Origin of the sequence: Ruegeria atlantica, from assembly GCF_001458195.1 — a bacterium.
GTDB classification, from domain to species: Bacteria; Pseudomonadota; Alphaproteobacteria; order Rhodobacterales; family Rhodobacteraceae; genus Ruegeria; species Ruegeria atlantica.
In genome coordinates, this window is record NZ_CYPU01000072.1 from 35,611 (window position 1) to 61,687 (window position 26,077).

Consider the following 26,077-nt stretch of genomic DNA (forward strand, 5'->3'; position numbering starts at 1 on the left):
GGACAAAATCTTACGGAGCAAAGCCAATGAAGTCGCGTACCAAAGTCGTTGTGATAGGTGGCGGCATCGCCGGATGTTCGACCCTCTATCATTTGACGCAAGAGGGGTGGACCGACGTGGCGCTGGTCGAACGGAACGAATTGACCTCGGGCACGACGTGGCATTCGGCCGCGCAGGTAACGAACTTTGGCATGAACCAGACGATGGTAGGCCTGAAAACGCACTCGATCCAATTGTACAAGGAATTAGCCGACGATCCGGATTATCCGATCAACTATCACCACGGGGATGGGGGGATACGGCTCGCCAACACCGAAGGCCAGATGCAGGGCTATCGCCACTTTACATCCATGGCGCGGGGTATGGATGTGCACTTCGAGGTGATTGACGCGGACGAATGCGCCCGCCGACACCCTCTGATTTCAACCGACAACCTGATCGGCGGGCTGTGGGACCCGCTGGACGGCGATATTGACCCCGCTCAGTTGTGTCAGGCATTGGCGCGCCGGGCGCGCAAGGCAGGGGCAGAGGTTTATCGGAATACACCAGTGACTGGTCTGGAGCAGCACGCCGACGACACCTGGACTGTGCAGACCGAGCATGGTGACATCGATTGCGACATCGTGGTCAACGCCTGCGGATATCGCGTCAACGAAGTCGGCGCCATGATGGGCGTTCATCATCCTGTTTCGTCGATGGAGCACCAGTACTTCCTAACCGAAGAGATACAAGCGATACGCGACGCAGGTCACCGGATGCCGCTGCTGCGTTGTCCAATCAGCGACTATTATTGCCGGCAGGAAAAAAACGGCCTGTTGCTCGGGTTTTACGAACAGGACTGCAAAACCTGGGGTATGGACGGGATTGATCCGAACTTTGTGAACGCCCTTTGCCCCGACGATCTGGATCGCGTGACCGACGTGTTGGAGGGCGCATTCGCGCGGATGCCAGCGCTAATGGAGGTTGGCATTCACACCGTGGTCAATGGGCCGATTACTTATACGATCGACGGGGCTCCGCTGGTGGGCCCAATCCCCGGAAAACGCAACGCCTTTTGTATCATTGGCCTGCGCGCAGGTCTGGGCGAAGGGGGCGGGCATGGGTGGCTGCTGGCCCAGCAGATCGTGCATGGTGAGGCTTGTTACGATACGTGGTGCCTCGACCCCCGGCGGTTCACTGGCCATGCAAATTTCGAATTGACCGCGCTCAAGGCCATCGAAGATTATCAAAACGAATTCCGGTTCCACTTTCCGCATGAACATCGCCCAGCAGGGCGTCCCGCCAAGACCACACCTCTTACTCCGGTGCTGGCGGCGGAAGGGGCCGAGTTCACCGTGGTCAATGGGTGGGAGAGGGTGGATTATTTCAAACCCTCGCCGGAGTTCACGCCGACGCATAGTTTCGGTTTTGACGAAACATTTGACGTGGTCGCCGCTGAGGTTCGGAATGTGCAATCGGGTGTTGGACTGTCCGAGGTGAACGGGTTCAACCGGATCGAAATCACTGGAAACGACCGGCATGCTTTTCTGGACCGGATGTTCTGCGGGCTTGTGACCCGGCGCGAGGGGCGAGTTGGGCTAGGGTACCTGCTGAACGATCATGGTATGATCAAAGCCGAGGCTACGATCGCCAATATACCGGCCAGCGACCGGGGGGAGGCGCGCGTCTGGTATGGCTCAGCCGCAGCAAGCGAATTTCATGACATGGATTGGCTGCGTCAGCACATGCACGGCGATGAAGACGTTCATTTGCGCAGTTTGACAAATGATCAAACCATATTGGTGCTCGCTGGCCCGAAGGCGCGAGACGTCTTATCGGCCTGCGCCCGAGGGGATTGGTCGGCCGAGGTTTTCCCATGGCTCAATGTGCGTGAGTGCTTCGTTGGCATCGCTCCGGCTACGGTCATAAACCTCAGCTTTTCCGGTGAATTGGCTTATGAGATACACGTGCCCAATGCCTCGCTCTACGCGGCCTATCTGGCGTTGCGGCACGCAGGTGAGGCGCACGGGTTGAAACTGTTCGGAGCGCGGGCTGTTGAATCGATGCGGATGGAGAAGAGCTTTCTTCATTGGAAAGCAGACCTGATCACCGAGTTCGATCCGTTTGAAACCGGATTGGACAAGTTCGTCCGATTGAATAAGGGTGATTTTGTCGGGCGCGACGCGTTGATGAAACGGCAATCGGAAGGTCCACGTAAAAAGCTTGCGGCACTTCAGGTCTCCTCGACCCTGGGTCCTGCACATCCCGGAGCGTCCTTGATGCAGGGGGATCAGGTGGTCGGCACCGTCACGTCAGGCGAATGGGGGCACCGCACCGGGCTGAACCTAGCGCATGCATTTGTCGACCCCGTCTACACGGATATAGGCTCCGAAATGGAATTGGACAGCTGCGGACAGAGGGTGCACGCAACGGTCATTCCACCATGCCCATATGACCTGGGCTTTGACCGGATGAAGGCGTAAGCCTGAACCCAAAGTCAAATTCAGCATTGCCGTGCGGTCAAATCTTTGCTTGGCTAGTTTCGAGCAAATCGAAACAATGATTGGCACCCATGTCCAAATCGCTGAGCCTGAGATGGTTGGAAATCTTCCAATTGATCGCCAAATCCGGATCGATCCAACAGGTCGCGTCCGAAACGGGTCTGTCGATCAGCACAGTTTCGAACCACCTGCGCAGCTTGGAGAACACGCTTGGTATCGAGCTGGTCGATCATGGGCGCAGACCCATGGGCCTGACACCCGCAGGCGAGGTCTTTGCGCGGTACGTCCGCGACGGTTTGACTGTTCTAAAGCGGGGCGAGGCCGAAATCCGAACGGGCAACTGGCAACACGCGACCGACTTGCGATTGGCGCTTATTGACGATTTCGATAACCAGATCGCGCCCGATATGGTTAGATTCCTGGCGCAGGCATTGCCGCGCTGTAATTTTCGTCATTATACGCGCCCCAGCCACGAAATCCTCGCCAAGCTACAGGAACATAAACTGGATGTAGGCGTTGCCACCCGACCACCGGGACGAACCGAAGGATTGATCGAATATCCGTTGATGCGGGACCCGTTTCTGGTCGTGCTGCCCAACAGTTTTGAAGGGTCGCCTGAAGAGCTGTTTCACCCGGACGCGGAATTGCCTTTGCTGCGTTATTCGAGGGACTACGTGATCGGGAAGCAAATCGAGATCCAGCTGGCGCGTAGCAAGTTCAGTTTGCCGAACAGGTTCGAACTGGAGTGCAATCAGTCCATTATCGGTTTGGTGGCCCAGGGTAGCGGTTGGGCGATCACAACGGCCGCCTGTTTTCATCGGACTCAGCGGTTCCATAACAGCGTCAAAGCAATGCCGTTTCCCGGCAGAAACTTCGTGCGAACCGTGTCGCTGTTCACGACCGAAGTGTATCCCGTGACGACCTCGGAATTGATCCAGAAAGTTATGGTGAAATTGATCCGGCAACATTTTACGCGCCCAATGTGCGCCAAGCATCCTTGGTTGAAAGACGACTTCCGCACGATGGAGGGCGAAGCGGCTTAGCCCGACGCGGGCTTACCAAGCGACGGTCGATTTACAATTCTCGTCGCCAGTTGTTCGCCAGTCCCTGCGGTTTGGTTTTCGACCATCTCAATCAATTGCAGGGCTGCTTTATGCCCCATTTCACGGTGGGGGACATGCACTGTGGTCAGAGCCGGGGAGACGATCCGGGCCAGTTCGATATCATCGAAGCCCGTGATCGAAACATCGCTGGGTACATCGAGCCCCATTTTTTGCGCCTGTCGCAAAGCACCAACGGCTAACACGTCATTACCACACAGGATTGCTGTCGGCGGCGTGGCGGCGTTCATCAGGTCGCTAAAGGCTTTGGCGCCGTTTTCGATTTCATACGACGTTTCGATAACGGTCAGATTGTTGGCCTGAAGCCCACGATCAGCGACTGCTTCTCGGATGCCCTGAACCCTGAGACGGGCGCGGTCATTTCCGTCAACGCGAGCCGAGATCACGCCGATCCGAGTGTGCCCTAACCCAATAATGTGACTGGCGAGGTCGAACATCGCCGCGCGATTGTCAAAGCCTACTGAAGGCAGTTTGGAGTCTGGCAGATAAGACCAGGCGACCAAAGCGGGAATATTCCGCTGGTCCAGAAAGTCATAGATCTCGGGATCGCGGTCATGCCCGATCAGCAACAACCCGTCGGCCCCACGCGCAATCAAGGTCCGGATTTGCTCTTCTTCGATTTCCGGTTTGTAGGCCGAACTTGAAACCAAAAGCGTATAGCCGCGCTGGTGCAGTTCCTCCTGAAAGGCCTGAAGGCCCCGCGCAAAAATCGCGTTTTCCATGGTTGGAATGATCGCGCCGATGGTGAACGACCGCTTGGCGGCCATTACGCGGGCTGCAAAGTTTGGCGTGTACCCTAGCGCATCAACTGCGGACTGCACGCGTTCACGGGTCGCTTTGACCACCCGGTCCGGACTGTTGAGGCAGCGCGACACAGTGGCAGTCGAAACACCTGCCATTTTTGCCACATCATCCAGTGTCGGCGCCGACCGGGATTTCGCCATTTCCAAACTCGCAATTTGCTTTTGCTGATAACTCTAAACTCAACTGCGGTGAGAGGGAAGCAATTATGTAAGCGCTTGCATTTTTAATGTAAGCGCTTACAAATGACGTTGGGCCGAATCTGAAAAGGGAGTCCAAGAGATGTTTCTTGCTGCGTCCGCACTCGTGTTTGCCGTCTATTTTGCGAACGTGGCGTTGGGGGCTTTTGCAAACAGCGCCTTTCTTGGTGACGTCGGAGAGATGTTGGTTCTGTTCGCGGCGTCGATCCTGTTCGTTGTCGCAATTCTAAAAAAGGAAGCCGCTCGCGACGCAAAAAGCGATGGCTGATTTTTTGCTTGGGAGGGCACTAAATGAAAAACGATAGAAATGAACTGGCGTCCGTCGAACGTCGTAATTTCCTGAAGCTGAGCGCCAGTGGTTCGTTCACTGCTGCGCTTGTTGCAGGTGCCGGTGGCGTCCTGTGGTCGTCCGAAGCTGTAGCGCAGACAGCTAAAGAAGAAAGTGAGCGTGAAAAGGCAGCGGACCATGTCATGACGGTCGCAACCGCATACGTGTTAGGCGCTTCGCGCAGCTATCCGATCATGCAGCTTGACCTGAAAGAAAATATCCAAAACGCAACAAACGGCAAAGTGTACGTCAAGCTTGCGCCTGGTGGTCAGCTGGGTGCCGGTGGTGCTTTGGTGCAGAAGGTGCAGGGCGGAACCATTCAGGCAGCGCAGCATTCGCTGTCCAACTTCGCACCATTCGCGTCGACCGTTGACCTTATCAACATGCCGTATCTGTGCGGTTCGAACCAGCGGTTCACTAACCTTGTGCATTCCGACACATGGCAGAACGAAGTTCACCCGAAAGTCGAGGCCGCCGGGTTCAAGGCCCTGTTCTATGTGGTGATCGACCCGCGCGTCGTTGCCGTGCGTCAGGGTGGTAATGCCATCATCACGCCGGGTGACATGAGCGGCGTGAAGTTCCGCGTGCCCGGCTCAAAAATGCTGCAGCAATATTATCGTATGGTCGGCGCGAACCCGACACCTGTTGCTTGGGGTGAAACCCCCTCGGCGATCAAACAGGGTGTCGCGGATGCGCTCGATCCGTCGGTCGGAGCGCTGTATGTGTTTGGCTTCAAGGACATCCTCAGCCACGTGACCTTTACGCAGGCCGTTCCGGACAGTCAGGTTTATTCGTGTAACCTCGAATGGTTCAATTCGATGCCGCCGGACGTTCAGGAAGGCATCATGTGGGGTTCGGAAATGACCAGCCATCAGAACCTTTCCAAAGTTCCCTCGGCACGTGCCTTTGCCATGGCCGAACTAAACAAGGCCGGAGTGGAGTTCCATTCGCTTAACGCGGATCAACTGGCCGAGTGGGAAAGCGTTGGCGGCTATCAAAACGCCGATTGGGATCCGTTCAAGACAGAGTTGGCTGGGTCGATGGACGCATTTGAGAAACTTGTCGAGGCGGCCGGGACGCAAGGCAAGTACTACGTCCACGACGCATGACCTAAACCGGCGGGCGTCCTTTTGGCGTCCGCAATCACTCAACAGCAGTCAGGCCTGAAAGGGCCCGAAACAGATGGCCGTGCCTGACTGTTCTGTCGCCGAGGGAACACGATGACCTTACTCCGAAATATTGATCGCAACGCCGAGCGCTGGCTGCTGCTGGTGTTCTACGTGATGCTGGTCATCACCATGGCCATCGAGGTTCTGCGGCGCGAGATATTCGCTTATTCCTCGATCTGGGGAGAAGAAATCGTCCGATATTCCTTCATCTATCTGGCCTGGATCGGTGCTGCGGCGGCGGTCAAAGAGCGGGCGCATATCCGGATTGATGTCGTCATGCATTACCTCGGGCCGCGTCCCAAGGCCCTGCTGTACATCTTTGGCGATCTTGTGATGTTCGCAGTCGCTGTGATCGCGCTTTATTGGTCATATGAGGCGGTTCACGTCTCGGCCAAGTTCGGGTCAGTGACTGACGGCCTTCGGGTGTCCAAAGTCTGGTTCCTGATGGCGGTGCCGACCGGTTTTGCGCTGATGATCTGGCGCCTGATCCAATCTTTTATGCGTGACATCAAATCCCTTCGCGACGGCACGCCCGTCTTCGAAGGTGACAAGCTGTTTGACTGAGGGGATTTGAGATGCTCTGGAATACTCTCAATCAAACCGTAGAACTGGGCTGGGATTTTTACCTGCCCGTCATTCTGTTCGTTGTGCTGATCGCCATGGCTGTTCCGGTTTGGGCGGCGATTGGTTCTGCTGCCATCGTGATGTTGGTCATGTCGGGCGATCTACCGCTGAGCCTGGTGGGCGAGAGTCTGTTTACCGGGATCGACGCCTTTGCCCTGACAGCCGTGCCGCTGTTTATCCTGACAGGTGACGTGCTGGTCCGTACCGGTTTATCACGTAAATTCCTGGATGTGGCTGAGGCGCTGACTTGCTTCGCCAAGGGCGGGTTTGGCTCGGCCACCGTTCTGGTTTGCGGCATGTTCGCCGCCATTTCGGGTTCGGATGCCGCTGGCGCGGCCGCTGTCGGTCGCATGACCATCAACCGGTTGGTCGAAAGCGGGTATCCGCGCCCCTACGCCTGCGCCTTGGTCGCGGCGGGGGCTTGTACCGGCATCCTGATCCCACCGTCGATTGCCTATATCATCATTGGCCTCGTTCTGGGGATTTCTGCGTCGACCTTGTTCCTGGCTGCCTTGATCCCCGGTCTGGCCATTCTGATTTCGATCCTGATCACCAACATCATCATGAACCGTCTGTACGCCTATGAGGGTGGCGGCTTGATGACCATGGGCGAGTGGCTGGCCAATTTGGGTAAAGCGCTGAAGTCCGGCTGGTACGCGTTTATCGTGCCCGGAATTATCTTCTACGGCATCTTCTCGGGTCGCCTGACCCCGACCGAGGCGGGTGCCACCGCCGTGGTTGTCACCATCATCATGGGGTTCATTATGCGCACCCTGACACTGGCTGACTTTCCGTCGATGCTGGTCAGCTCAGCCAAGGTGAACGGGGTGATCCTGCCGATCATTGCCTTTTCGGCCCCCCTGGCCGAGGCGCTGGCGATCATGGGCGTGCCTCAGGGGTTCGTCGCCTCGATCACTTCGCTGACCGACGATCCGTACCTGCTGATCCTGCTGATGATCGGTATCCTGATTGCTGCGGGCTGCGTGATGGAAACGACCCCCAACATCGTGATACTCGCCCCGATCCTTAAACCGTTGGCCGATAACATCGGAATGAACGAAATTCAATTCTGCATCATGATGATTACCGCGCTGGGTGTCGGGTTTATCACGCCGCCGCTTGGCCTGAACCTGTTCGTCGTATCTGGCATTACAGGTGAGTCCATTCTGAAGATTGCGGCCCGTGCTATTCCATTCGTATTAACAATGCTGATCGTAGTTCTTCTGATTGCTTACGTTCCGGCGGTTTCGACCACTTTGCTTCCTGAAATCTACCAATAGGACCTACTGAATATGCCTCGCGACTATCTGAAAAAGGCGACCCTGACGGCTCAATCTCATGCCACGGAAGTGCATGATACAGTGAAAACAATCCTTGCCGACATTGAGGCTGGCGGGGATGCCAAAGCGCTGGAATACGCAGTCAAGTTCGACAAGTTTGACGGCAACGTGTTGATGACCGCCGATGAGATCGAGGCCGCCTGCGCGCTTGTTCCCGAAAGGCTCAAGGCGGATATTCGGTTTGCTCACGACAACGTTCGCAGGTTTGCTGAAACGCAGAAATCCACAGTGTCTGACGTCGAGATGGAAATTGTCCCGGGCTTTATCGCCGGCCAAAAGGCCATCCCTGTGGACGCGGCTGGCTGCTATGTGCCCGGCGGGCGCTATAGCCATATTGCCAGCGCGATCATGACGGTCACTACGGCAAAGGTTGCCGGGTGCCGCCACATCACAGCCTGTTCGCCGCCACGTCCGGGTGAAGGCGTGGCGCCTGCGATTGTCTATGCAGCGCATATCTGCGGTGCAGACAGCATTTTGGCCATGGGCGGCGTTCAGGGCGTGGCCGCCATGACCTATGGTTTGTTCGGCCTGCCGAGCGCAAATATTCTTGTGGGCCCAGGCAATCAGTTTGTGGCCGAGGCTAAACGTATTCTCTATGGCAAAGTCGGCATCGACATGATTGCCGGGCCGACGGACAGCCTGATCCTTGCGGACGGTGCCGCAGATGCGCATGTAGTTGCCACCGATTTGGTGAGCCAGGCGGAACACGGGTACAATTCTCCGGTTTGGTTGGTGACAGATGACCGGGACCTAGCGCAAAAAGTCATGGAGTTGGTGCCAGCACTGATCGAGGATCTGCCTGAACTCAACCGGGAAAACGCCTTTGCTGCGTGGCGCGATTATGCCGAAGTTATCGTCTGTTCAGATCGTGAAGAAATGGCGGCCTGTTCGGACGACTATGCACCCGAACACCTGACCGTTCAGGCCGAGGACCTGGATTGGTGGCTGGGTCGGTTGACCTGCTATGGATCGCTGTTTCTGGGTGAAGAAACAACAGTGTCCTACGGTGACAAGGCGACTGGTACGAACCACGTTCTGCCGACATCCGGCGCGGCCAGCTATACCGGCGGCTTGAGCGTTCACAAATACATGAAGATCGTCACATGGCAGCGCGCTACACGCGAAGGCTCGAAATCCATTGCCGAGGCGACCGCTCGTATTTCCCGGCTGGAAGGCATGGAAGGGCATGCGCGGGCTGCAGACGTGCGCCTTGCCAAATACTTCCCTGACGAACAGTTCAACCTGACCGCCGATGAATGATCCGCGCGCGTTGTTCGATCTGACCGGGCGTGTCGCTTGCGTGACCGGCGCAAGCGCGGGCCTTGGGCGTCGTACGGCGATTGTGTTGGCCTCAGCGGGTGCGTGCGTCGTTGGTGTCGCCCGTCGACCGGAAGCACTGGCAGATTTGCAAGCTGAAGGGGGCGACAGCGTGGCCACAGTTGTTGCCGACGTGGCCGATCGGTCGCGCATGGCATCGCTCACCGAAGAGGTCTCAGCCAGTTTTGGCGCGCCGGACATCATTGTACATGCGGCGGGCATCAACACGCGCGAAGTGGCCGATGACGTGACCGCCGAAGGCTGGGACAAGACGCTTGAGCTGAACCTGAGCGCCCCGTTCTTCCTAAGCCAGGCATTGGTGCCTGCGATGAAAGCTCGGGGGTGGGGGCGGATCGTGAATTTCGCCTCGCTTCAGACCACGCGCGCTTTCCCGGGCGGTATTGCTTATGGAGCCAGCAAGGCCGGGGTTGGGCAACTGACGCGGGCCATGGCCGAGGCTTGGTCCGCTGACGGCATCACTGCAAACGCCATCGGGCCGGGGTTTTTCCCGACCGAGCTAACGCAGGCCGTTTTCGATGACCCCGACCGGGCAAATCGTAACGCGGCGCAAACCTGCATGAACCGGAACGGGCAGATGGAGGATATCGATGGGCCGATCCTGTTCCTGTGCTCACGGGCGTCCGACTACGTCACAGGGCAAGTTTTGATGGTCGACGGAGGGTTTACAGCGAAATGAAAGCGCTTGTTTATCAGGGTGTTGAGCATTTGGCCTATGAGGACGTACCAGATGCTGCGCCCGACATAGGTGAGCAATTGATCCGGGTCGAGGCCGTCGGGATTTGCGGCTCGGATATGCACGCCTATTTGGGTCACGACGCGCGCCGACCTGCACCACTTATTCTGGGCCACGAGGCCGCAGGGACGATTGTTGGAGGTCCACGCGACGGTACGCGCGTAACGATCAATCCTTTGGTCAACTGCGGTGTCTGCCCGGCGTGTGAGGCAAGTCGGGAAAACCTGTGCCCCATCCGGCAGATCATCTCGATGCCACCGCGTGAAGGGGCTTTTGCCCAATATGTCGCAATGCCGGATGCAAATCTGGTTGAGGTGCCGGACCACGTATCATTTCAGCAGGCCGCTTTGGCTGAGCCATTGGCGGTTAGCTGGCATGCGGTTCGTTTGGGCCTTGAGGCGCTGCATCAGGGAATGGCGCGTGATGCGTTGGTGATTGGCGGCGGCGCGATTGGTGTGGCGGCAGCTTTGGCACTGGCGGCGGCCGGCGTTGACGATATTGTCATCATCGAACCGAATGATATGCGGCGCGCCTATTTACAGAGTTTGGGCTCTTTCAATGTGGTTGAAGCCACGGATGATACGTTCTCACTGGTTGTTGACGCAGTGGGGTATTCTGCGACCCGTGCTGCCGCTTCCCATCACGTTCAGCCGGGCGGCGTTATCGTGCATGTTGGGTTGGGTGAGGATGCTGGCGGTTTGGATATACGTCGTATGACCTTGCAGGAGATCGCGTTTATCGGCACCTATACTTATACTGCCGAGGATTTCAGAAAAACCGCGCAGGCGATTTTCGATGGCCGTTTGGGCCCGTTGAACTGGATACAGGAACGGGCCTTGTCTGAAGCTGCCGACGCCTTTCGCGATTTGCGGAAAGGTGCTGTGGCCGCACCTAAGATCATCCTCGCACCCTGGGTCTAGTCCAGGCAGAAACGGAGGTATTCATGTATAAAAAAATTCTCGTCCCAATGGCGCTGGATCATGGGATTTCGCCGCACACTTTGGAAATCGCCAAAGCCTTGTCGGCAGAAGGGGCCGAGATCGTGGCCCTGCATGTCTACGAGATGCCTCAGGGCTCTGTCAGTGCCTATCTCGACAAGGATGTCGTCGCCGAAGGCTTTCGCGCGGCACGCACCTTGTTGCGGGAAAAAGTTTCGGGGCTTGAAGGTGTTCAGGCCGAGATTGTCAAAGGTCACACGGCTCGCACGGTGATCGACTTTGCGACACAAAACAAATTTGACTGCATCGTCATCGGTTCGCATGAACCGGGTGTCAGCGATTATTTTCTGGGATCGACCGCCTCGCGTGTCGTCCGTCATGCGCCTTGCGCCGTGCACGTGCACCGCGGGCTGTAACCCGTCAATCGCGCCTATAGCGCCCATACAGGACTTACATATCGGACATGAACATAGACAAAAAGATCACCGACGATCTGGTGGCCAACGACATCTCATTTGTCACCACGGTTCCGTGCAAGCAATTGGCCGGCGTCATCGACGAAATCGATGCGCGTGAAGACATCTTTCACGTTCCGTCGAACAAAGAGGATGAAGGCATGGGCCTGTGTGCTGGTGCCTGGATGGGCGGCAAACGCCCCGCGATAATCATGCAGAACACTGCCATCGGCGTAACCATCAACACGTTGGCGACGTTGATCCAATACTACCGTATGCCATTGCCGATGTTGATCTCATATCGCGGAGAGTTGCGCGAACCCGTCGCCTGCCAGGTCGAGATGGCGGTGCATACCAAGGCGCTTCTGGCACAGATGAACATCCCGACCTACCACTTCCATCATCAGGCAGATGTCGAGGAGCTGGATGCGATCCTGAAATACACCTTCATGTGCAACAAGCCGGTCGCCATTCTGACCGACGCCAATTTCTGGGGAGGCTATGGCGACCAATGATCCGTTCTGAAATCCTGAAAGAAATCGCGCCGATCCTGCGGGATCAATTGGTTGTCTGCAACATCGGCATTCCCAGCCAGGAGCTGCACGCCATCGACGACCAGCCCACCAATTTCTACATGCTGGGCACAATGGGGTTGGCCTCAAGCATCGGCCTGGGTCTGGCCTTGTCTCAGCCAAAGCCGGTCATCGTAATCGACGGTGACGGGTCCATCCTGACCAACCTCGGCACCTTGCCGACCATCGCCAACAACGTGGCTGACAATTACATCTTGCTGATTGTCGATAACGGATCTTATGGGTCGACCGGAGATCAGCCGACTTACGCGGGCAAAAAGACATCGCTGGCGGCTGTGGCGCAGGCCTGTGGTTGCGAGAATGTGGTCGAGTGCCAGGCCGAAGACACTGGCGCCGCATTGCAGGCAGCGCTCGACAGCGGCCAAATGACAATCATCGTCAGCAAGTGCGAAAGCGGCAATGCCAAGATGCCGGTAATCACGATGGACCCAGTTGTGATCCGCGACCGCTTTATGAAGGCCGTCCAAGCGTCATAAAGAAGTCGACCTGCAGGTATTCAGCTTACGCCGTCCCGTTCGGGGCGGCGTTTCTTTGGTCGATTGCACCTCAATTTGATGCAGTTTCCTGAATGTGATGTGACGCTACGTAAAGTGAATTTCAAAAACATTTTTAGAAGTTTCATCGCAAGGGGGAAAATTATGAAATTCAAATTGCTTGCGCAGAGTGTACTTATCGGTGCCGGGCTGTTGATGGTTGGCCTAACGCCGGCGCAGTCTCAGACCCGCGAGGAAAGTCAGGGCATGGTTCTGCTGCGCGGTCTGCCGACGTTGGATACAAATCACAGCATCGCGATTGTCGAGCTGGATCCGGAATCCGACCAGTTCGGAGAGCTACTGAGTGAAGTTGAGCAGCCCGATATTCAGCATCCATTGCATCACCTCTACTACAGCCCGAATGGGCGTCTCTATTCGACCGGGTTGGACCCATCCTGCAGTCTGGCTGAAATTGGACTGTCCCACGATTCCGGCGGAACGCCGGTGATTGAGGGCTTTACCTGTCTGGATACCCAAGGGCAGATCGTTGGCGAGGACATCATGTGGGCCACGTCGAACGGGCAGGAGTATATGTTCGTGACCTTCATGGGTGGCACTGGAGGCGATGATGGCGGCTCGGTCGGTGTTTTCGACACACAGACCAACGAGGTGGTCAAAATTATCGAAGCACGCAAAAGCCAAGTCGGCGAGGGTGAGCCATATATCATGTACCCACACGGGATATCTGCGTTCGACGACCGCATGGTGGTCACTTCGACGATACATCCCGATATGACGACTGGCGTTGGAAATGTGTTGACGATCATAGACCTCAACACGCTTGAACCCATCCAAAACATCGTGGTGGAAAACGAAAAGCCGTTGGATTTTCCGTCTTCACCTGTCGAGGTGCTGTTCGCACGGCCTGACATGCATGCTGACATTGAACCGGCCATTCTGGCCAATACGATGTTCGGGTTCGAGACCTGGAAAATTCCCTATGACGCCGGTTCCAAAACCTTTGGTGAAGCCGAAGTCATATACAGTGGCGTGGCCAATGAAACCGCTGTTCCGCTGGAGTTCTATGGCACTGAAGATGAGCTGTTCATCTCTCATGGATTGCCGGGTGTCGTGAAACGCTATGAACTGGCCGCACTGCCCGAGCTTGTGTCCAGCGGGCCGGACATCGTTGCCGATCCGGGTGCACATCACATGATCTTTTTCACGTCCGCTTCCGGCCGAGACCTGATCGCCGTTCAAAATAACCTGCTCAATCTGGGCAACGCAGCTGATGACGACCCAACGGATGTGGATTTTATTGCCGACCTGAACGCACACACGATCACGATCCATGATCTTGAGACGGGCGAACGTATCGCCGAGGTCAATTTCAAGGAGAGCTACAACAAAGGCGTGGACAACGTTGAAGGGCTGTTTGGTTCGGGTTTTGTGCACCACCATTAATGCTCTGGGGGCGTTATGCTTCGGGTGTTTTTGACAGCGGCCGTCGCCGTGATGGTCGCGGCGACGGCGTGGGTTTTCTGGGACCGCGCACGCGGGTCGACGGCGACGCCGATTGCTGGCTTCTCGGCGCCTTTTGTTTTCGGACGCTTTGCTGTGCCGCCGGACAACCCGCTGACGGAAGAGGCCTTTGCCCTTGGGCGCCACCTGTTCTACGACCCGATCCTGTCTGGCAACAATCAGGTGTCCTGCGCGACATGCCATATGCAGGCTCTTGCCTTCACTGATGGTCTGGCAAAGTCGCCCGCATTGTCGGGCGGAGAGCTGGAGTTCAGCTCCATGAGTTTGATCAACCTTCTTTGGGGCCAAGAGCGGTTCTTCTGGGACGGTCGCGCAACGTCGTTGGAAGCGCAGGCTTTGATGCCGATTCAACACCCGGACGAGATGGACCAGGACTTGGATGCGCTGATCACGGAACTGCAGGCATCCCGCGACTATCGACGGATGTTCCGCAAGGCATACGGGGAAGTCAGCGCCGAAAACGTGGCCCGGGCGTTGTCGACCTTCATGCGAATGCTGATTTCGACGGATTCAAAATACGACAGGTTTCTGCGGGGCGAAGTGCGATTGACCGCGCAGGAAGAACATGGCCGCAAACTATTCATGGCGCATCCGGACACCAAGGTTTCATTGCGTGGTGGGAACTGCATCGACTGCCACAGCCAGTTTTTGACTTCCGGGTTTCGGGACGCGTTGGATGGGTTTTCAAACAATGGGCTGGATTCCGATGACGACCTGCCGGATGGCCTGATGGCCGTGACCGGCAATCCGGCGCACAAGGGCTTCTTCAAAGTGCCGACACTGCGCAACATCGCAGTAACCGCGCCCTACATGCATGATGGCCGGTTCGAGACATTGGAAGAGGTCATGGATCACTACAATGACGGGATTGTCGTCAGCGATACGCTCAGCCCTTTGATCCTTGAGGCCGACAATGCGCCAGAGGCCGGGCAAAACACTGTGGGCCTGCGGATGACGCCCGGTGAGGTTCAGTCCATCATCGCGTTCCTGAACACGCTGACGGATGAGGGTTTTCTAACAAACACCCAGTTTTCCAATCCGTTCGAAGGAGACGGCTGATGCGTATTTGGATGACGGGACTAGCGATACTGTTGTTCGTTGGCGGAGCGCTGTTCTTTGCTCTTGGTCCTCAGCGCACTACGTCGATCACCTTGACCTTTCATGCGAAGATGGGTGACGATCCGTTGATATTTGATGAGTTCGTGTACGATAACCCCGGCGGGTCCGGTACGTTCAGGGTTCGTGACTTTCGGTTTTACCTTAGCAACCTGACCCTCTCGCAAGATGGGGCGCTGTTTGCCGAGCCTGACAGCTATCACCTGCTCCGGTTCGACAATCCGGAAACAATCCATTCGATCAGGCTGAACGACATTCCTCTGCGCAGCATTGAACACGTCCGTTTCATGATCGGCGTAGACCCAGAAGCCAATGGCTCGATCCAAGTGCGCGGGGATCTTGATCCCAACAGTCAAATGGCATGGAATTGGGAGGTCGGCTATAAATTCGTCGTGATGGAAGGAACGCTGCGCATTGGTGAAGAAGTCTCGCCGTTGGTCTATCACGTTGGGTTTTCGGAAAACGCGCGAGAGGTCGATATCCAGTTGCCACCGGATATCGGTTCTGATGGCAATGCCGACCTGCACGTGAACGTCGATCTTGCAAAGCTGTTTGGCGGGCCTTCGCAAATTGATCTGCAAAAGCTCTCATCGGTCAAATTCAACCGCGAAGACGCCGCCATGCTGGCCGACAATTACGCGACCATGATGACCCCGATGTTTCGGTGAATTCGGATCGTGCAAGCCCCTCAGAACCGATAGGTCGCGCCGATCAACGGGCCGGACTGGTCAAACGTGAAATCGTTGCCGTCAATCTCGTGATCGAAAGAGATATAGCGATAACCGCCGCGGATCACCCACCTGTCGTTGATTTCATAATCCGCAGTCAGCAAGACCTGCCATGTTTCGCTGTCGCTGCTGAAGCCGCCGTAGTCAAAAAAGCCAGTGCCGGACCACCTGTCGTTGAACGCGACCCGGGCTCGGACGCCGATGACCGGGTCTGTCCAGCTTTCATCAACATTGACGGACCGGCCGGGGGCTGCTCCGGGAAGGACGGCGAAATCGGTCTGCGTCCGAAACCAGCGGAAACCGCCGACCAAGTCCACGTAGGACGTATCTGTAGTATAAGCCCGGTACCCAACATAGCCGCTGAAAAATTGCGTTGTGAGAGAGGTTTCAAGACCAGAGCTTGCCGGACCGGGCGTGTCATTGCTGAAAGAGACGTCCACATAGTTGTAGTCGGCCAACAGTGACCAGCGCCCGTTCGATGCACCAAAGACGCCCATGAAGGCCAAATCGAGATTCTTCAGCGCGTCAGAGAAACTCAGCGTTCCATCAACGGTGCCGCGGGCTGTTTCCTGCGTAACCTCCGTTTCAGGCATGAACAGGTATATTGTTGCCTCATAGGACCAATCGGACTGCTGCGCCACAGCGGCAGTTGTCATTGGAATCCAGGTCGCCACGGCCCACGCAGCGGTTGTTATTGCCCTCTTAAAGACCATTTTGATCCTCCGTTTGTTCCAATTTGGCAATCTGATCTGATTGCTCACTCATTCAGCGGCTTCGCCAGACTGTTGTACGCGCGCACCGACACGGTTGATATCGGTTTCCGGAAAGAACTCGGACCAGACATGCCAGAAAACACCGGCACGCAGGGTTTCGACGCGTTGCAGTTTTCCTTGATCCGACATTCCCCAGAAATCGCAGCGGGTGATGGGCTGGCCTTTGTCATTGTACCAAACTCCAAGGCTTTCGTATTTTGGGTCCAGACTGACAACCACGTCTCGCCCACCGACATTTGCGTTTACGATCCAGTCATTCTCGACCACGAAATCATCGGTCCAGCAGGCAGCGTCGTTGCCGATCGTGATCCCCCAGACATAGGTCTTGTTCGGTAGCCGGTTGTCCGAGCTGTCCATGTTGTCCATGACTGGCGCATCTTCCTGATGCTGGCGCGCGATCCCCCAACCAAAGGTTATCTCGGTCACCATGTCCAGCAGCCGCAAGAATGGGTTGGGCGAGGGCGTGTTCAGATACACCTCACCATCGGGAAACGCTTTTTGAAATCCGCGGAACGTCATCCGATACGTGGGCCAGGGCTGCATCTTTGCTTTGGGGCGCACAGGGCAGGCAGGTCCATCCGCGCCAGTATCGCGATCCGCCTCGCGGAATCCATAGATCTGTTGGATCGGTTCCCCGGTTTCGTTGTCCCGCAGGATCAGGTTGTTGCCATGTTGGGCCAGAACTTCAAGATCCAGTCGGTTGCCCTCAATGCGTGGGGCATAGCCTTGCCCAAGGTTGGCCATCGCGCAAAAGGTCATGACGATATCTTCGCCACCCAGCCCGTCGGCATTGCCGGCCAAATGGGGCCGCATGATTTGCGCATCGGGGTGCGCGCGGGCGTGACCTTTATTTTCGATAACGATGACCGGCGCGGTCGGGCCTATGAATTTTCGCGCCTCGGAAATGGGAAAGAAGGCCGCAGTGTTGAGTTGATTCCTCAGCCCCAGATGGACCCACACATAGGGAAAGCCATACAAAATTAAAACCAGCAGCGCCGCGACCAGCCACAGCCAGAATGGGCCGCCGCCCAGAATGAAATGCGCAAGCGTAGCGATGGCAAATCCGCTCAACCCCACTGCGATCAGGCGGTATTCGTGCCGGATAAACCGGATCATGTTTTTGCGTTTAACCCTAAGCACCATTTGCGAAATGTCGCCAAGATCGCGGAAATAGACGAATCCTATACCCAGCGAGACAACCAGACCCAGAGCGAAAATGATGTTACCTAACATGTGGATACCCTAAGTGTTCGAATTCAAAAGCCCCGAGGGGTTCGATGCCCGAATGGCGCTGACCTACTGTTGGGGAGAGGCACCTTTGATCTTAAATGCTTCAACCGCATGCTGCGTTTCAGGGCGAAGGTTTTCGATGCCTTCATACGGGATGCCGTACGCGGGCGATGTATCAGGGAATTTCTCTTTGCGGGCCATGTGCCTCCCCAGAATACGCACAAACTCTGCGCCGCCCCATGCGCCAACTTCGGTGGAAACCGGGTACTCTTCGCGGGTGTCACGGTAGAGGTTGTAGAAATCCGCCAGGATAGCGTTTTCGATCGACCCTGGAAAAGTCAGCTTCAGCTGATCCTTGATAATCGCCTGAGGTGTATGGATCGAATAGGCAATCACGCTATCGCGTCGGGCTTTTTGTTCGTCCTGAAACAGGATGGCGGCGGTTTGATCCACACCATCGACCAGCCGATCCCGGGGAATATGTTGGGTTGCGCCGGCAAATCGCGCCAGGGTCGTATACAAGTCAGAGACGTGCACGATACTATTTAGCATCCCGTCCGCCTCGATCATTCCGGGCCAGCGAATAAAAGCGTCAACACGAATTCCGCCTTCACTGGTATCGCCTTTCCCTCCGCGAAAGATCATTGCCGAGAAACCAGATTGTGGGGAGTATTTGGTAAAATGCCCGTTGTCGCCCATCACGACCACAATGGTATTGTCCGCAACACCCAGCGTATCAACCTCTTCAAAAAGTTCACCCAACCATTGGTCAAGAAGTTGCATCTTGTCGACAAAAAGCCCCGCGTTGGCGCTTTCTGGTCCCAATCGTCCGGTCCGGGTGCTGTCGATTGGGATCATGGGCCAATACTGAAGGAAAAAAGGTTCCTCTCCGCCCGATAGGCGACGCAGCTCGTCCAGAGTTTTGTCTTGAAACGCCTGATTCATCTGGTCGTACTTTTCAGCCCCCCAGCGTTCGCCGGGCTCCATGCGGATCTCACGCACAGGTTTACCGGCTTCGCCCTCAATTACTGTCAACATCGCCGCCGGATCAGGGCGGAACCAACCGTCGATAGTGTAGATTGGATCATAGTCCCCTATACCAACCGAAACCTGTTCACGCACGCCATCATCATTGAAGATATCCAACTGGCCCTGTTGGTGAACCGCGTGCTGGGCATAGTCAAATCCCTGATTCATCGCCCAACTTTCAGCGATATCCCCCATATGCCATTTGCCTATGTGCGAGGTCGCGTAACCTGCGTCTTTCAGGACCTCGGCCAAGGTGACCTCTTGCCCAGGCAAACCAAAGCCGGAGATGTCGACCGAGGTGTTTCCCATTCCCATGCGAACAGGCAATCGCCCTGTCATCTGTGCGACACGGGTCGGAGTGCAAGAAGGTTCAGTATACATGCGGACCAACCGCATGGCTTCGTCTGAAAAAGCATTGATACTTGGGGTTTCGTATCCTCGCACAGCGTTAAGTTCAGGTATGCCCATGTCGCCGAAGCCGACATCGTCGATAAGAATATTGATGATGTTTGGTGCTTTCCCACCGTTAGACTCACGAAAAGCGGCAAGCGCTTCGTTTACGGCTAAGTCGTCCTGCGCCCATTGTTCTGCATGCTGTGCCTTCAGGATGTAATACTCGGCATCGTGTTGAATTGGATTTTCCTGCGCTTCAGCTGATAAGGCGGCAAAGCCCATCGACAACACAAAAACACACTGCAATTTCATTCTAATCTCCCCTTCAGAATGTCGACTCCACAGCGCAGGCTGTTTGTCATATTGAAACATTATTACATTTGCCGTTGAAACGCTACGTCGCAAAAGCCGGGTGGAGGTAACCTCTCAATTTATTAGGAAAGTCCGTCACACGCGGGCCGTATGCCACGTGTCTTAGAGGCTGACATGAGGAACCCCAGAAGGTTGCGCAAAACCACGCGAAATATACGAGAGAAGCGGCGTGGGTGAACCGTGTGTTTCGGCAGTCAAACACTTGGCCCGAACACCGACCATCCGGTCGCGCGGACCAGTTCCTGAAATGCAATGCTTGCCAAATGAGAGTTGCCTTTTGCGTCCAGTCCCGGGCTCCATGCTGTGACCGCTGCGACGCCTGGAACAATACACAGGATGCCGCCGCCGACACCGCTTTTGGCGGGAAGCCCGACGCGGAATGCAAACTCGCCCGAGGCGTCATAAGATCCACACATCATCATCAGCGCAGTCACTCTGCGGGCGCGCTGCGCGGACAGAACGGTTGAACCGTCTGCAGGGTTCTGGCCTGCGGCGGCCAAGTAGCGGCCCGCAACCGCCAACTGACGACACGACATGGCGATGCTGCATTGGCGGAAATACAGCGACAGAACGTCTTCGACCGGCGCTTTTAGGTTTCCCTCGGCTTTCATGAAATGCGCAAGTGCCCTGTTTCTGGACCCTGTCCGCATCTCGGAGTCTGCAACGGCTTCATCCACTTGAATGGACGCATCCTCTGCGAGCGTCCGGCAAAGGTTCAGTACATCGTTGACCGCCTCATCAGAGCTTCGGTCTTCTAGCAGAACGTCGGCCACGACGATGGCGCCGGGGTTAATAAACGGGTTTCTGGGAATTCCACGTTCATGTTCGAGCTGGACGATTGAATTAAACGGATCGCCCGAAGGTTCGCGCCCCACACGTTGCCAAAGGGTCGCGCCCACATGTTGCAGGGCCTCTGTCAGCGAAAAAACCTTGGAAATGCTTTGAATGGAAAACAGCGTGTCCGCATTTCCGGCCGAAACAGGCGCGCCGTCAATGGGTGCGACAGCGATGCCGAACTGGTTCAGGTCAACGCTGGCAAGTTCGGGAATATATTGGGCGACCTTCCCGCGTTCCGACATGCCGGCAACGCGATCGGCGATGTCATCCAAAATGACCTGCAACTCACCGGTTTCAATCACGCTGGGTCTCGGCATATGCCTCCTCCGTCCAGACTGAGTGATCCACGCCTTTGTCAAATTCAGGGAATTTGCTTGCCACAAAGCGGGGCTCAAGATTCTGTCTGCGCTGTGTGAAATAGTCCAAGGTCAGTTTGTACACCGTGCCCGACAGCAGCACGATGGCGACCAGGTTGATGGTTGCCATTACGCCCATGGCTGCATCTGCAAAATTGAACACTGTGCTGACCGCTTGCACCGCGCCCCAGACGACCATGGCAAGACAACCCAGGCGCAAGATGTAGATAGGCACTTTGCCTTCCAACTTCAGAAACGTCATGGCGTTTTCTGCGTATGAGTAATTGCCCAATATCGACGTAAAGCCAAAAAACACGATTGCGATTGCGATAAAATGGCGGCCGATCTCACCCAGATGGACCGCTGCCGCATCCTGAGTTAACCGCATACCGGTGGCTCCGTCCGGTTCGATGGCGCCAGACAGCAGGATCAGCAATGCGGTCGCGGTGGCGACCAATATTGTATCCACGAAACAGCCAAACGCCTGGACCAAACCCTGGCTCGAAGGATGATGCGGAGCAGGCGTGGCAACGGCCGCGATATTGGGGGCCGAGCCCATGCCAGCTTCGTTTGAAAACAACCCGCGCTTGATACCATTGAGCGCTGCTGCCATCACGCCACCTGTGACGCCGCCTGCGGCTTCCTGAAGGCCAAAGGCTCCTGCAACGATAGACCACAGCATTGCAGGCACCTGTGGCAGGTTCAGGACAACGACAACACAGGCCAGCAACAGGTAAAGCCCGGCCATGAGCGGCACGACGATTTCGGCAAAGCGCGCAATGGTTCGGATGCCGCCAAAGATGACCACAGCAGCGGCAGCCGCCAGCGCCAGACCAGCAATCAATTTGTTCAACCCAAACGCGCCTTCGAACGCCTCAGCGATTGAGTTGGATTGGACGGCGACAAAAACCAGGCCGAAACTGACGATCAGGCAGATCGAAAAGATCACCCCGGCCCAGGGCGCGTTCAGGGCATTGGCCATGTAAAAAGCAGGACCGCCACGGAACCGCCCGTTCGAAGACGTGACCTTGTAAAGTTGCGCCAGTGTGCTTTCGGAATAAGCCGTGGCCATCCCGACCAAGGCTACGATCCACATCCAGAAAATTGCGCCGGGGCCACCCAGGGTCAAAGCCACGGCGACACCGGCCAGGTTTCCGGTGCCAACGCGTGACGCCAGACTAACGGTCAGTGCCTGAAACGGTGTAATTCCGCGTTTGTCAGTGGATTTGGACGAGGTAAGGACGCGGATCATCTCGCCGAAATGTAGAAACTGCAGCGCACCCAGACGAATGGTGAAAAATATGCCGACGCCGAGCAACCCGTAGATCAGGACGTAGTTCCAAAGAATAGAGTTAATGCCGTTAACAATTGCTTCCATCGTCCGCCTCCTGAGAACTTAGACCGTTCGAAAAAGCAGCTAAAATACGATGCTTATTCGGCCATCATGCACGAAGGGAGGGTTGTCGAGTCAAGCTTCAAACCCGAAAATCGGCGAAACGTCCCGACATATACAATTGATTTAACGATGAGAATTCATTCGGATGACGTCTTTTTGCGCGGCTTCAACTACAGACTGACCTGCGTGTTCCGAAGGTTGTGAGCGCGCTGCGAAAAGCGCATTCGGGGCGCAGGCAGTCCCGAATGCCATAGTCATAGAAGCGTCCAGATGAAGTGTGCTTTGCCTATTCAGCGGCCATCTGTGCCGAAGGTGTCGACATCGAAATCACGCGCTCGTCTTCGGTCATGTCTTCTTCGATCCCGTCAAAAAGAGGTGTGGAGAGATAGCGCTCGCCCGTGTCTGGCAACATCACCAGAAAAACGGATCCCTGTGGCGCTTGCTCGGTCACTTTCATAGCAACAGCAAGCGTCGAGCCACCAGATATTCCCGTAAAAATCCCTTCTTCCGACGCCAGCCGTCTGGACCATTCAATCCCCTCGGTACCGGGGACAGGGATCAATTCATCATAGTAATCCTTGTCGATCGCCTCTTGCAGAACCCATGGGATAAAGTCTGGGGTCCAGCCCTGAATGGGGTGAGGTTCAAAATTCGGATGGCTTTCCGTGGGTTGGTGGCCCTCGTTGCGGGTGTTTGTATAACCCGATGACACAATCGCCGCGTTGGCGGGTTCTGTTAGGATGATTTTCGTGCCGGGGCGCTCTGCGCGAAGAACGCGTGCGACACCGGAAACGGTCCCGCCGGTGCCATAGCCGGTGACCCAGTAATCCAGCCGCTCACCTTCGAAATCTGCCATGATTTCTCGAGCAGTGGTGTTCTCGTGAATATCGGCATTTGCCGACGTCTCGAACTGGCTGGCCAGAAACCATCCATTCTGTTCGGCCAGTTCCTTGGCTTTGACATACATGCCAAAGCCCTTTTGCGCGCGCGGCGTCAGCACGACCTTCGCCCCCAGAAAGCGCATCAGCTTGCGGCGTTCTACCGAGAAGCTGTCGGCCATGGTCAACACCAGAGGATACCCTTTGGCAGCACACACCATCGCAAGGCCGATCCCAGTGTTGCCTGATGTGGCCTCGACCACGGTCTGGCCGGGTTTCAGCCGCCCGTCACGTTCCGCCGCCTCGATAATGTTCAGCGCCAAACGATCCTTGACCGAAGCTGCAGGATTGAAAGCCTCGAATTTCACATAGACCGTCACATGCGACGGCGCGATCTTGTTGATCCGAATGCAGGGCGTGTCACCTACGGTATCGAGAACACTGTCATAAAGCCGTTTGCGTCCCTCAGTCTGCCGAATTCCCATGGCAATATCCCTCTCTTGGTTGGAAAAATCCGTGCCAGTTTATACCAAGTTCGCTGCTTCGGCGCTTTAAACATTTGTCTTGGGAATGAGCGGCGGGGTCACACGCTGGACCGTCAGTTCAGGATGCCCATAGGCTTCGGGATATGCCATGGGAACAAACGGGCCTGCGGGAATAACACCATTCCAGCTTCGGCCGAAGTACCCTTGCCGACAGTGATCCAGTGAACTGCTGTTCGCCACCCCGGGCAGGTCATGGACGCGACAAAGCCAGCGCCAGAGATGCGGGTAGTCAAGGATCTTGGCGCCGTTCAGCTTCATTCGCACGTAGTAAACAGGGTCGTGGCGGTAGAGCGTCGGGAAAAGGCGCAGATCGACTTCTGTAAATCGCTCCCCGGTTAGAAAAGGTCTGCCATCGCTGGCCAAGCGATCTTCCAACTGCGCCAATGTCTTGAAGTAAGTCCCGAAACTGGTGGCATAGACGTTTTGATCAGACGAGAACCCGGCCTTGTATGCCCCGTTGTTGATGGCGACGTAGATTTGAACGTTCAGTTCGTCAATTTCAGCCCGGATCGCAGGATCATCCGGGTAGAGGTTGGGCCGGTTGGCTTCATTGCAGTAGCTGCCCAGCAGCGCCGCATTGCCATTCAGCATTCGAATGATCTCGGCGCTTTCATTGTTCACGATACGGCCGGCTATTTTGTCATACAGGATCGGAACTGAACGTTCTTCTGAGCCTTCAGCCCGGTAGATTTCGCGAACCAACCTGAAACCTTGTCCCGTTGCGGTTTCCAGGGTGCATTCAGGCAACGTCGCCCCAGTTGCCGAAGCAACAAGCTCGGGGGCGAACTGCCAGTTGTTCGGACCCTCTGGGTCGTTTTCTGTGGTGCGATTGGGAAAGGCCACATCCATCGAAATGCTGTCCTGCAAACCCAACACATTGCGCGCCAGCGTCACCCGATGACACCATGGGCAATTCAGCGCAACAAACAGGTGATAGCGCCCTGGTTCAGCCGGGAACTCTGGATCGCCGATAGCATGTCGGAATCCACTGACGCCGCGCACGAACTCTCCTCGTGCGCGGCGTTCTGAGGCATGGGTCTGATCTTCCTGTTTGGAATGGTCGGTCATGCGTGGCCTTATCCTCTTAGGCGGTGGTGCAGGATGATTGGAACCGCAAGGTCTTCCTCATCGCTTAGGTGCCGTTTCAGAAAGGCCTCGATGGCCTGTGATGTATCGTGCAGGGTCCCGACCTCGGATCGAGCCTGATCCTCATCCAATTGAATGAGCTTGATCACACGATTGGCCGTCCGTGTGTATTGGTCAAGGACCAGATCGAGGTCGGCATGGTCCTTTTCCAAAACCTTTTGTCCGCAAGCAAGGTCACCGCCCACTCAGTTCAGGGCTCCCAGTTCATCAGCCGTGAATGGCAGACGTTCCTGTGTCAGCACCATCTGGAACCCAGCATGAGCTGACGCGCTAACCGTCACCACAACGACGTCACCGAACGCATGATAGACCTGCCCTTGGGGGGATTGGAACAATGCCCAACGGGGTGCGACTTCCGTTAGGAGGTCGAAGACGGGCGGGAGAGTCGTTGCGGCCTAGTCCTCGTTCAGGGTCAGGGTGACCCGATCTCCGGCAAATACGGTTCGCCCAAATTCAACCGGCAGACCATTGGGATCTGCGTTTATGCCGACGGAATACAGTACAGGCGCACCTTCTGTCAGTCGCAGGTGCAGGGCCTGTGTTGCCGTCGCCGCGCGCGCATTCAGGCGCGTTGAGATACGGGTGTAATCTTTAACACCGCAGTGCTGCAAAGCCTTCGTTACCGATTCTGTCTCTGATAGCGCCTCAAGAATGCCGGGCAAGCGGTCCGCGGGAAAGACACTTTGGAACAGCCCGATTGGCTGCCTATCCGCCAGAGACAGTCCGTCATATACGTGTACCTGGTCGCCGGAAGCGATCTCCAGGGCCTCTGCTTCTGTTTCATCTGCGGCGCGCGTTGTGAGCGTAAGTATCTTTTTGCCAGGAATCTTACCGCTGGCCGAGATGCTCTTGTGGTATCGGACGCGCTTGCCGATGGCATAATCGGTCGGACGGGCCGCGACAAAGACACCGGCGCCGCGACGGGCATGCACCAGACCTTGGTCCGCCAGATCCGACAACGCGCGCCGTACCGTATGGCGGTTGACCCCGTGTTTTGCCGCCAGTTGTGCCTCGGTCGGCAGCCGGTCGCCGGTGTTGTACCGACCTTCCGCAATGTCGGATGTCAGGTTCAGGGCGATGCTTTTCCAGACAGGTGTTTTTCTCATGTCATCAAATCTTCACAAGGTTGCGGATTGCCAGCTA

Annotated in this window: 26 protein-coding genes; 15 read left to right on the forward strand and 11 right to left on the reverse strand. The window is 56.2% G+C overall.

The genetic code is table 11. The annotated features are described in order from the left end of the window. Nucleotides 1-26: 26 nt before the first annotated feature. On the forward strand, nt 27-2,462 hold the full coding sequence (locus RUA4292_RS21180) for a GcvT family protein (RefSeq protein WP_058279402.1): 2,436 nt from the start codon (nt 27-29) through the stop codon (nt 2,460-2,462). Nucleotides 2,463-2,551: 89 nt separating this feature from the next. Then, entirely contained in the window at nt 2,552-3,523 is a 972-nt protein-coding gene (locus RUA4292_RS21185) for a LysR family transcriptional regulator (RefSeq protein ID WP_058279403.1), read from the forward strand. On the opposite strand, the gene RUA4292_RS21190 is transcribed toward RUA4292_RS21185, so the two are convergent. Further along, a complete protein-coding gene (locus RUA4292_RS21190; protein WP_058279404.1) occupies nt 3,520-4,545 on the reverse strand; it encodes a LacI family DNA-binding transcriptional regulator in 1,026 nt (341 codons plus the stop codon). The genes RUA4292_RS21185 and RUA4292_RS21190 overlap by 4 nt on opposite strands. A 139-nt stretch (nt 4,546-4,684) precedes the next feature. On the opposite strand from RUA4292_RS21190, the gene RUA4292_RS21195 reads away from it, so the two are divergent. The 13 genes from RUA4292_RS21195 (at nt 4,685) to RUA4292_RS21255 (ending at nt 15,919) form a co-directional block, all read left to right on the forward strand. Beyond that, nucleotides 4,685-4,870, forward strand: coding sequence for a hypothetical protein (locus tag RUA4292_RS21195; RefSeq protein WP_058275418.1), 186 nt, complete (start codon nt 4,685-4,687; stop codon nt 4,868-4,870). A gap of 23 nt (nt 4,871-4,893) precedes the next feature. Beyond that, the gene (locus tag RUA4292_RS21200) at nt 4,894-6,039 is read left to right on the forward strand and encodes a TRAP transporter substrate-binding protein (protein ID WP_058275419.1); all 1,146 of its coding nucleotides are present in this window, start codon (nt 4,894-4,896) and stop codon (nt 6,037-6,039) included. Between the two features lie 111 nt (nt 6,040-6,150). Continuing rightward, on the forward strand, nt 6,151-6,663 hold the full coding sequence (locus RUA4292_RS21205) for a TRAP transporter small permease (protein WP_058275420.1): 513 nt from the start codon (nt 6,151-6,153) through the stop codon (nt 6,661-6,663). An 11-nt stretch (nt 6,664-6,674) separates the two neighbouring features. Then, nucleotides 6,675-8,003 carry a TRAP transporter large permease gene (locus tag RUA4292_RS21210; protein WP_058279405.1) on the forward strand — a complete coding sequence of 443 codons (1,329 nt, stop codon included), beginning with the start codon at nt 6,675-6,677 and terminating at the stop codon, nt 8,001-8,003. Nucleotides 8,004-8,015: 12 nt separating this feature from the next. After that, nucleotides 8,016-9,323, forward strand: a complete 1,308-nt coding sequence (hisD, locus tag RUA4292_RS21215; protein WP_058279406.1) for a histidinol dehydrogenase — start codon at nt 8,016-8,018, stop codon at nt 9,321-9,323. Then, nucleotides 9,316-10,077 (forward strand): SDR family NAD(P)-dependent oxidoreductase, encoded by a 762-nt coding sequence (locus RUA4292_RS21220; protein WP_058279407.1) that lies wholly within the window; start codon nt 9,316-9,318, stop codon nt 10,075-10,077. The genes hisD and RUA4292_RS21220 overlap by 8 nt, the downstream gene beginning before the upstream one ends. After that, nucleotides 10,074-11,054 (forward strand): zinc-dependent alcohol dehydrogenase, encoded by a 981-nt coding sequence (locus RUA4292_RS21225; protein ID WP_058279408.1) that lies wholly within the window; start codon nt 10,074-10,076, stop codon nt 11,052-11,054. Before RUA4292_RS21220 ends, RUA4292_RS21225 begins: the two co-directional genes overlap by 4 nt. Before the next feature lie 23 nt (nt 11,055-11,077). Beyond that, nucleotides 11,078-11,488 carry a universal stress protein gene (locus RUA4292_RS21230; RefSeq protein ID WP_058279409.1) on the forward strand — a complete coding sequence of 137 codons (411 nt, stop codon included), beginning with the start codon at nt 11,078-11,080 and terminating at the stop codon, nt 11,486-11,488. Between the two features lie 47 nt (nt 11,489-11,535). Beyond that, the gene (gene comD / locus RUA4292_RS21235; protein WP_058279410.1) at nt 11,536-12,042 is read left to right on the forward strand and encodes a sulfopyruvate decarboxylase subunit alpha; all 507 of its coding nucleotides are present in this window, start codon (nt 11,536-11,538) and stop codon (nt 12,040-12,042) included. Next, nucleotides 12,039-12,596, forward strand: a complete 558-nt coding sequence (gene comE / locus RUA4292_RS21240; protein ID WP_058275427.1) for a sulfopyruvate decarboxylase subunit beta — start codon at nt 12,039-12,041, stop codon at nt 12,594-12,596. Before comD ends, comE begins: the two co-directional genes overlap by 4 nt. Nucleotides 12,597-12,758: 162 nt before the next feature. Beyond that, a complete protein-coding gene (locus RUA4292_RS21245; protein ID WP_058279411.1) occupies nt 12,759-14,057 on the forward strand; it encodes a hypothetical protein in 1,299 nt (432 codons plus the stop codon). 15 nt (nt 14,058-14,072) lie between these two features. After that, nucleotides 14,073-15,194 carry a cytochrome-c peroxidase gene (locus RUA4292_RS21250; RefSeq protein ID WP_082637215.1) on the forward strand — a complete coding sequence of 374 codons (1,122 nt, stop codon included), beginning with the start codon at nt 14,073-14,075 and terminating at the stop codon, nt 15,192-15,194. Next, nucleotides 15,194-15,919, forward strand: coding sequence for an MbnP family protein (locus tag RUA4292_RS21255; protein WP_058279412.1), 726 nt, complete (start codon nt 15,194-15,196; stop codon nt 15,917-15,919). Before RUA4292_RS21250 ends, RUA4292_RS21255 begins: the two co-directional genes overlap by 1 nt. Before the next feature lie 20 nt (nt 15,920-15,939). Here RUA4292_RS21255 and RUA4292_RS21260 read toward each other — a convergent pair whose 3' ends face one another. The 10 genes from RUA4292_RS21260 to phnF form a co-directional block, all read right to left on the reverse strand. After that, nucleotides 15,940-16,692, reverse strand: coding sequence for an outer membrane protein (locus tag RUA4292_RS21260; RefSeq protein WP_233493512.1), 753 nt, complete (start codon nt 16,690-16,692; stop codon nt 15,940-15,942). A gap of 48 nt (nt 16,693-16,740) precedes the next feature. Next, nucleotides 16,741-17,985 (reverse strand): DUF3179 domain-containing (seleno)protein, encoded by a 1,245-nt coding sequence (locus RUA4292_RS21265; RefSeq protein WP_058279414.1) that lies wholly within the window; start codon nt 17,983-17,985, stop codon nt 16,741-16,743. A 63-nt stretch (nt 17,986-18,048) separates the two neighbouring features. Further along, nucleotides 18,049-19,716, reverse strand: coding sequence for a sulfatase-like hydrolase/transferase (locus RUA4292_RS21270; protein WP_058279415.1), 1,668 nt, complete (start codon nt 19,714-19,716; stop codon nt 18,049-18,051). A gap of 254 nt (nt 19,717-19,970) precedes the next feature. Next, nucleotides 19,971-20,930 (reverse strand): glutaminase, encoded by a 960-nt coding sequence (locus RUA4292_RS21275; protein ID WP_058279416.1) that lies wholly within the window; start codon nt 20,928-20,930, stop codon nt 19,971-19,973. Continuing rightward, nucleotides 20,908-22,347: an alanine/glycine:cation symporter family protein gene (locus RUA4292_RS21280; RefSeq protein WP_058279417.1), complete on the reverse strand. Its 1,440-nt coding sequence runs from the start codon at nt 22,345-22,347 to the stop codon at nt 20,908-20,910. The genes RUA4292_RS21275 and RUA4292_RS21280 overlap by 23 nt, the downstream gene beginning before the upstream one ends. 304 nt (nt 22,348-22,651) lie before the next feature. Next, on the reverse strand, nt 22,652-23,728 hold the full coding sequence (locus RUA4292_RS21285; protein WP_058279418.1) for a PLP-dependent cysteine synthase family protein: 1,077 nt from the start codon (nt 23,726-23,728) through the stop codon (nt 22,652-22,654). A gap of 66 nt (nt 23,729-23,794) precedes the next feature. Further along, nucleotides 23,795-24,856 (reverse strand): glutathione S-transferase C-terminal domain-containing protein, encoded by a 1,062-nt coding sequence (locus tag RUA4292_RS21290; protein ID WP_058279419.1) that lies wholly within the window; start codon nt 24,854-24,856, stop codon nt 23,795-23,797. A gap of 8 nt (nt 24,857-24,864) precedes the next feature. After that, nucleotides 24,865-25,086 carry a hypothetical protein gene (locus RUA4292_RS21295; RefSeq protein ID WP_199520032.1) on the reverse strand — a complete coding sequence of 74 codons (222 nt, stop codon included), beginning with the start codon at nt 25,084-25,086 and terminating at the stop codon, nt 24,865-24,867. 33 nt (nt 25,087-25,119) lie between these two features. Continuing rightward, nucleotides 25,120-25,269 (reverse strand): hypothetical protein, encoded by a 150-nt coding sequence (locus RUA4292_RS24865; protein WP_158507076.1) that lies wholly within the window; start codon nt 25,267-25,269, stop codon nt 25,120-25,122. A 60-nt stretch (nt 25,270-25,329) separates the two neighbouring features. Further along, nucleotides 25,330-26,040, reverse strand: a complete 711-nt coding sequence (gene phnF / locus RUA4292_RS21300) for a phosphonate metabolism transcriptional regulator PhnF (RefSeq protein ID WP_058279420.1) — start codon at nt 26,038-26,040, stop codon at nt 25,330-25,332. Nucleotides 26,041-26,077 lie beyond the last annotated feature (37 nt).

Bases quoted from the DNA above. Each gene is read 5' to 3' on its own strand.
- RUA4292_RS21260 (WP_233493512.1), bottom strand. From the start codon at position 16,692: ATGGTCTTTAAGAGGGCAATAACAACCGCTGCGTGGGCCGTGGCGACC.
- RUA4292_RS21230 (WP_058279409.1), top strand. From the start codon at position 11,078: ATGTATAAAAAAATTCTCGTCCCAATGGCGCTGGATCATGGGATTTCG.
- RUA4292_RS21270 (WP_058279415.1), bottom strand. From the start codon at position 19,716: ATGAAATTGCAGTGTGTTTTTGTGTTGTCGATGGGCTTTGCCGCCTTA.
- RUA4292_RS21245 (WP_058279411.1), top strand. From the start codon at position 12,759: ATGAAATTCAAATTGCTTGCGCAGAGTGTACTTATCGGTGCCGGGCTG.
- RUA4292_RS21275 (WP_058279416.1), bottom strand. From the start codon at position 20,930: ATGCCGAGACCCAGCGTGATTGAAACCGGTGAGTTGCAGGTCATTTTG.
- RUA4292_RS21285 (WP_058279418.1), bottom strand. From the start codon at position 23,728: ATGGGAATTCGGCAGACTGAGGGACGCAAACGGCTTTATGACAGTGTT.
- RUA4292_RS21220 (WP_058279407.1), top strand. From the start codon at position 9,316: ATGAATGATCCGCGCGCGTTGTTCGATCTGACCGGGCGTGTCGCTTGC.
- RUA4292_RS21265 (WP_058279414.1), bottom strand. From the start codon at position 17,985: ATGTTAGGTAACATCATTTTCGCTCTGGGTCTGGTTGTCTCGCTGGGT.
- RUA4292_RS21280 (WP_058279417.1), bottom strand. From the start codon at position 22,347: ATGGAAGCAATTGTTAACGGCATTAACTCTATTCTTTGGAACTACGTC.
- RUA4292_RS21180 (WP_058279402.1), top strand. From the start codon at position 27: ATGAAGTCGCGTACCAAAGTCGTTGTGATAGGTGGCGGCATCGCCGGA.
- hisD (WP_058279406.1), top strand. From the start codon at position 8,016: ATGCCTCGCGACTATCTGAAAAAGGCGACCCTGACGGCTCAATCTCAT.
- RUA4292_RS21225 (WP_058279408.1), top strand. From the start codon at position 10,074: ATGAAAGCGCTTGTTTATCAGGGTGTTGAGCATTTGGCCTATGAGGAC.
- RUA4292_RS21200 (WP_058275419.1), top strand. From the start codon at position 4,894: ATGAAAAACGATAGAAATGAACTGGCGTCCGTCGAACGTCGTAATTTC.
- comD (WP_058279410.1), top strand. From the start codon at position 11,536: ATGAACATAGACAAAAAGATCACCGACGATCTGGTGGCCAACGACATC.
- RUA4292_RS21255 (WP_058279412.1), top strand. From the start codon at position 15,194: ATGCGTATTTGGATGACGGGACTAGCGATACTGTTGTTCGTTGGCGGA.
- RUA4292_RS21190 (WP_058279404.1), bottom strand. From the start codon at position 4,545: ATGGCGAAATCCCGGTCGGCGCCGACACTGGATGATGTGGCAAAAATG.
- RUA4292_RS21250 (WP_082637215.1), top strand. From the start codon at position 14,073: ATGCTTCGGGTGTTTTTGACAGCGGCCGTCGCCGTGATGGTCGCGGCG.
- phnF (WP_058279420.1), bottom strand. From the start codon at position 26,040: ATGAGAAAAACACCTGTCTGGAAAAGCATCGCCCTGAACCTGACATCC.
- comE (WP_058275427.1), top strand. From the start codon at position 12,039: ATGATCCGTTCTGAAATCCTGAAAGAAATCGCGCCGATCCTGCGGGAT.
- RUA4292_RS21185 (WP_058279403.1), top strand. From the start codon at position 2,552: ATGTCCAAATCGCTGAGCCTGAGATGGTTGGAAATCTTCCAATTGATC.
- RUA4292_RS21205 (WP_058275420.1), top strand. From the start codon at position 6,151: ATGACCTTACTCCGAAATATTGATCGCAACGCCGAGCGCTGGCTGCTG.
- RUA4292_RS21195 (WP_058275418.1), top strand. From the start codon at position 4,685: ATGTTTCTTGCTGCGTCCGCACTCGTGTTTGCCGTCTATTTTGCGAAC.
- RUA4292_RS21290 (WP_058279419.1), bottom strand. From the start codon at position 24,856: ATGACCGACCATTCCAAACAGGAAGATCAGACCCATGCCTCAGAACGC.
- RUA4292_RS21210 (WP_058279405.1), top strand. From the start codon at position 6,675: ATGCTCTGGAATACTCTCAATCAAACCGTAGAACTGGGCTGGGATTTT.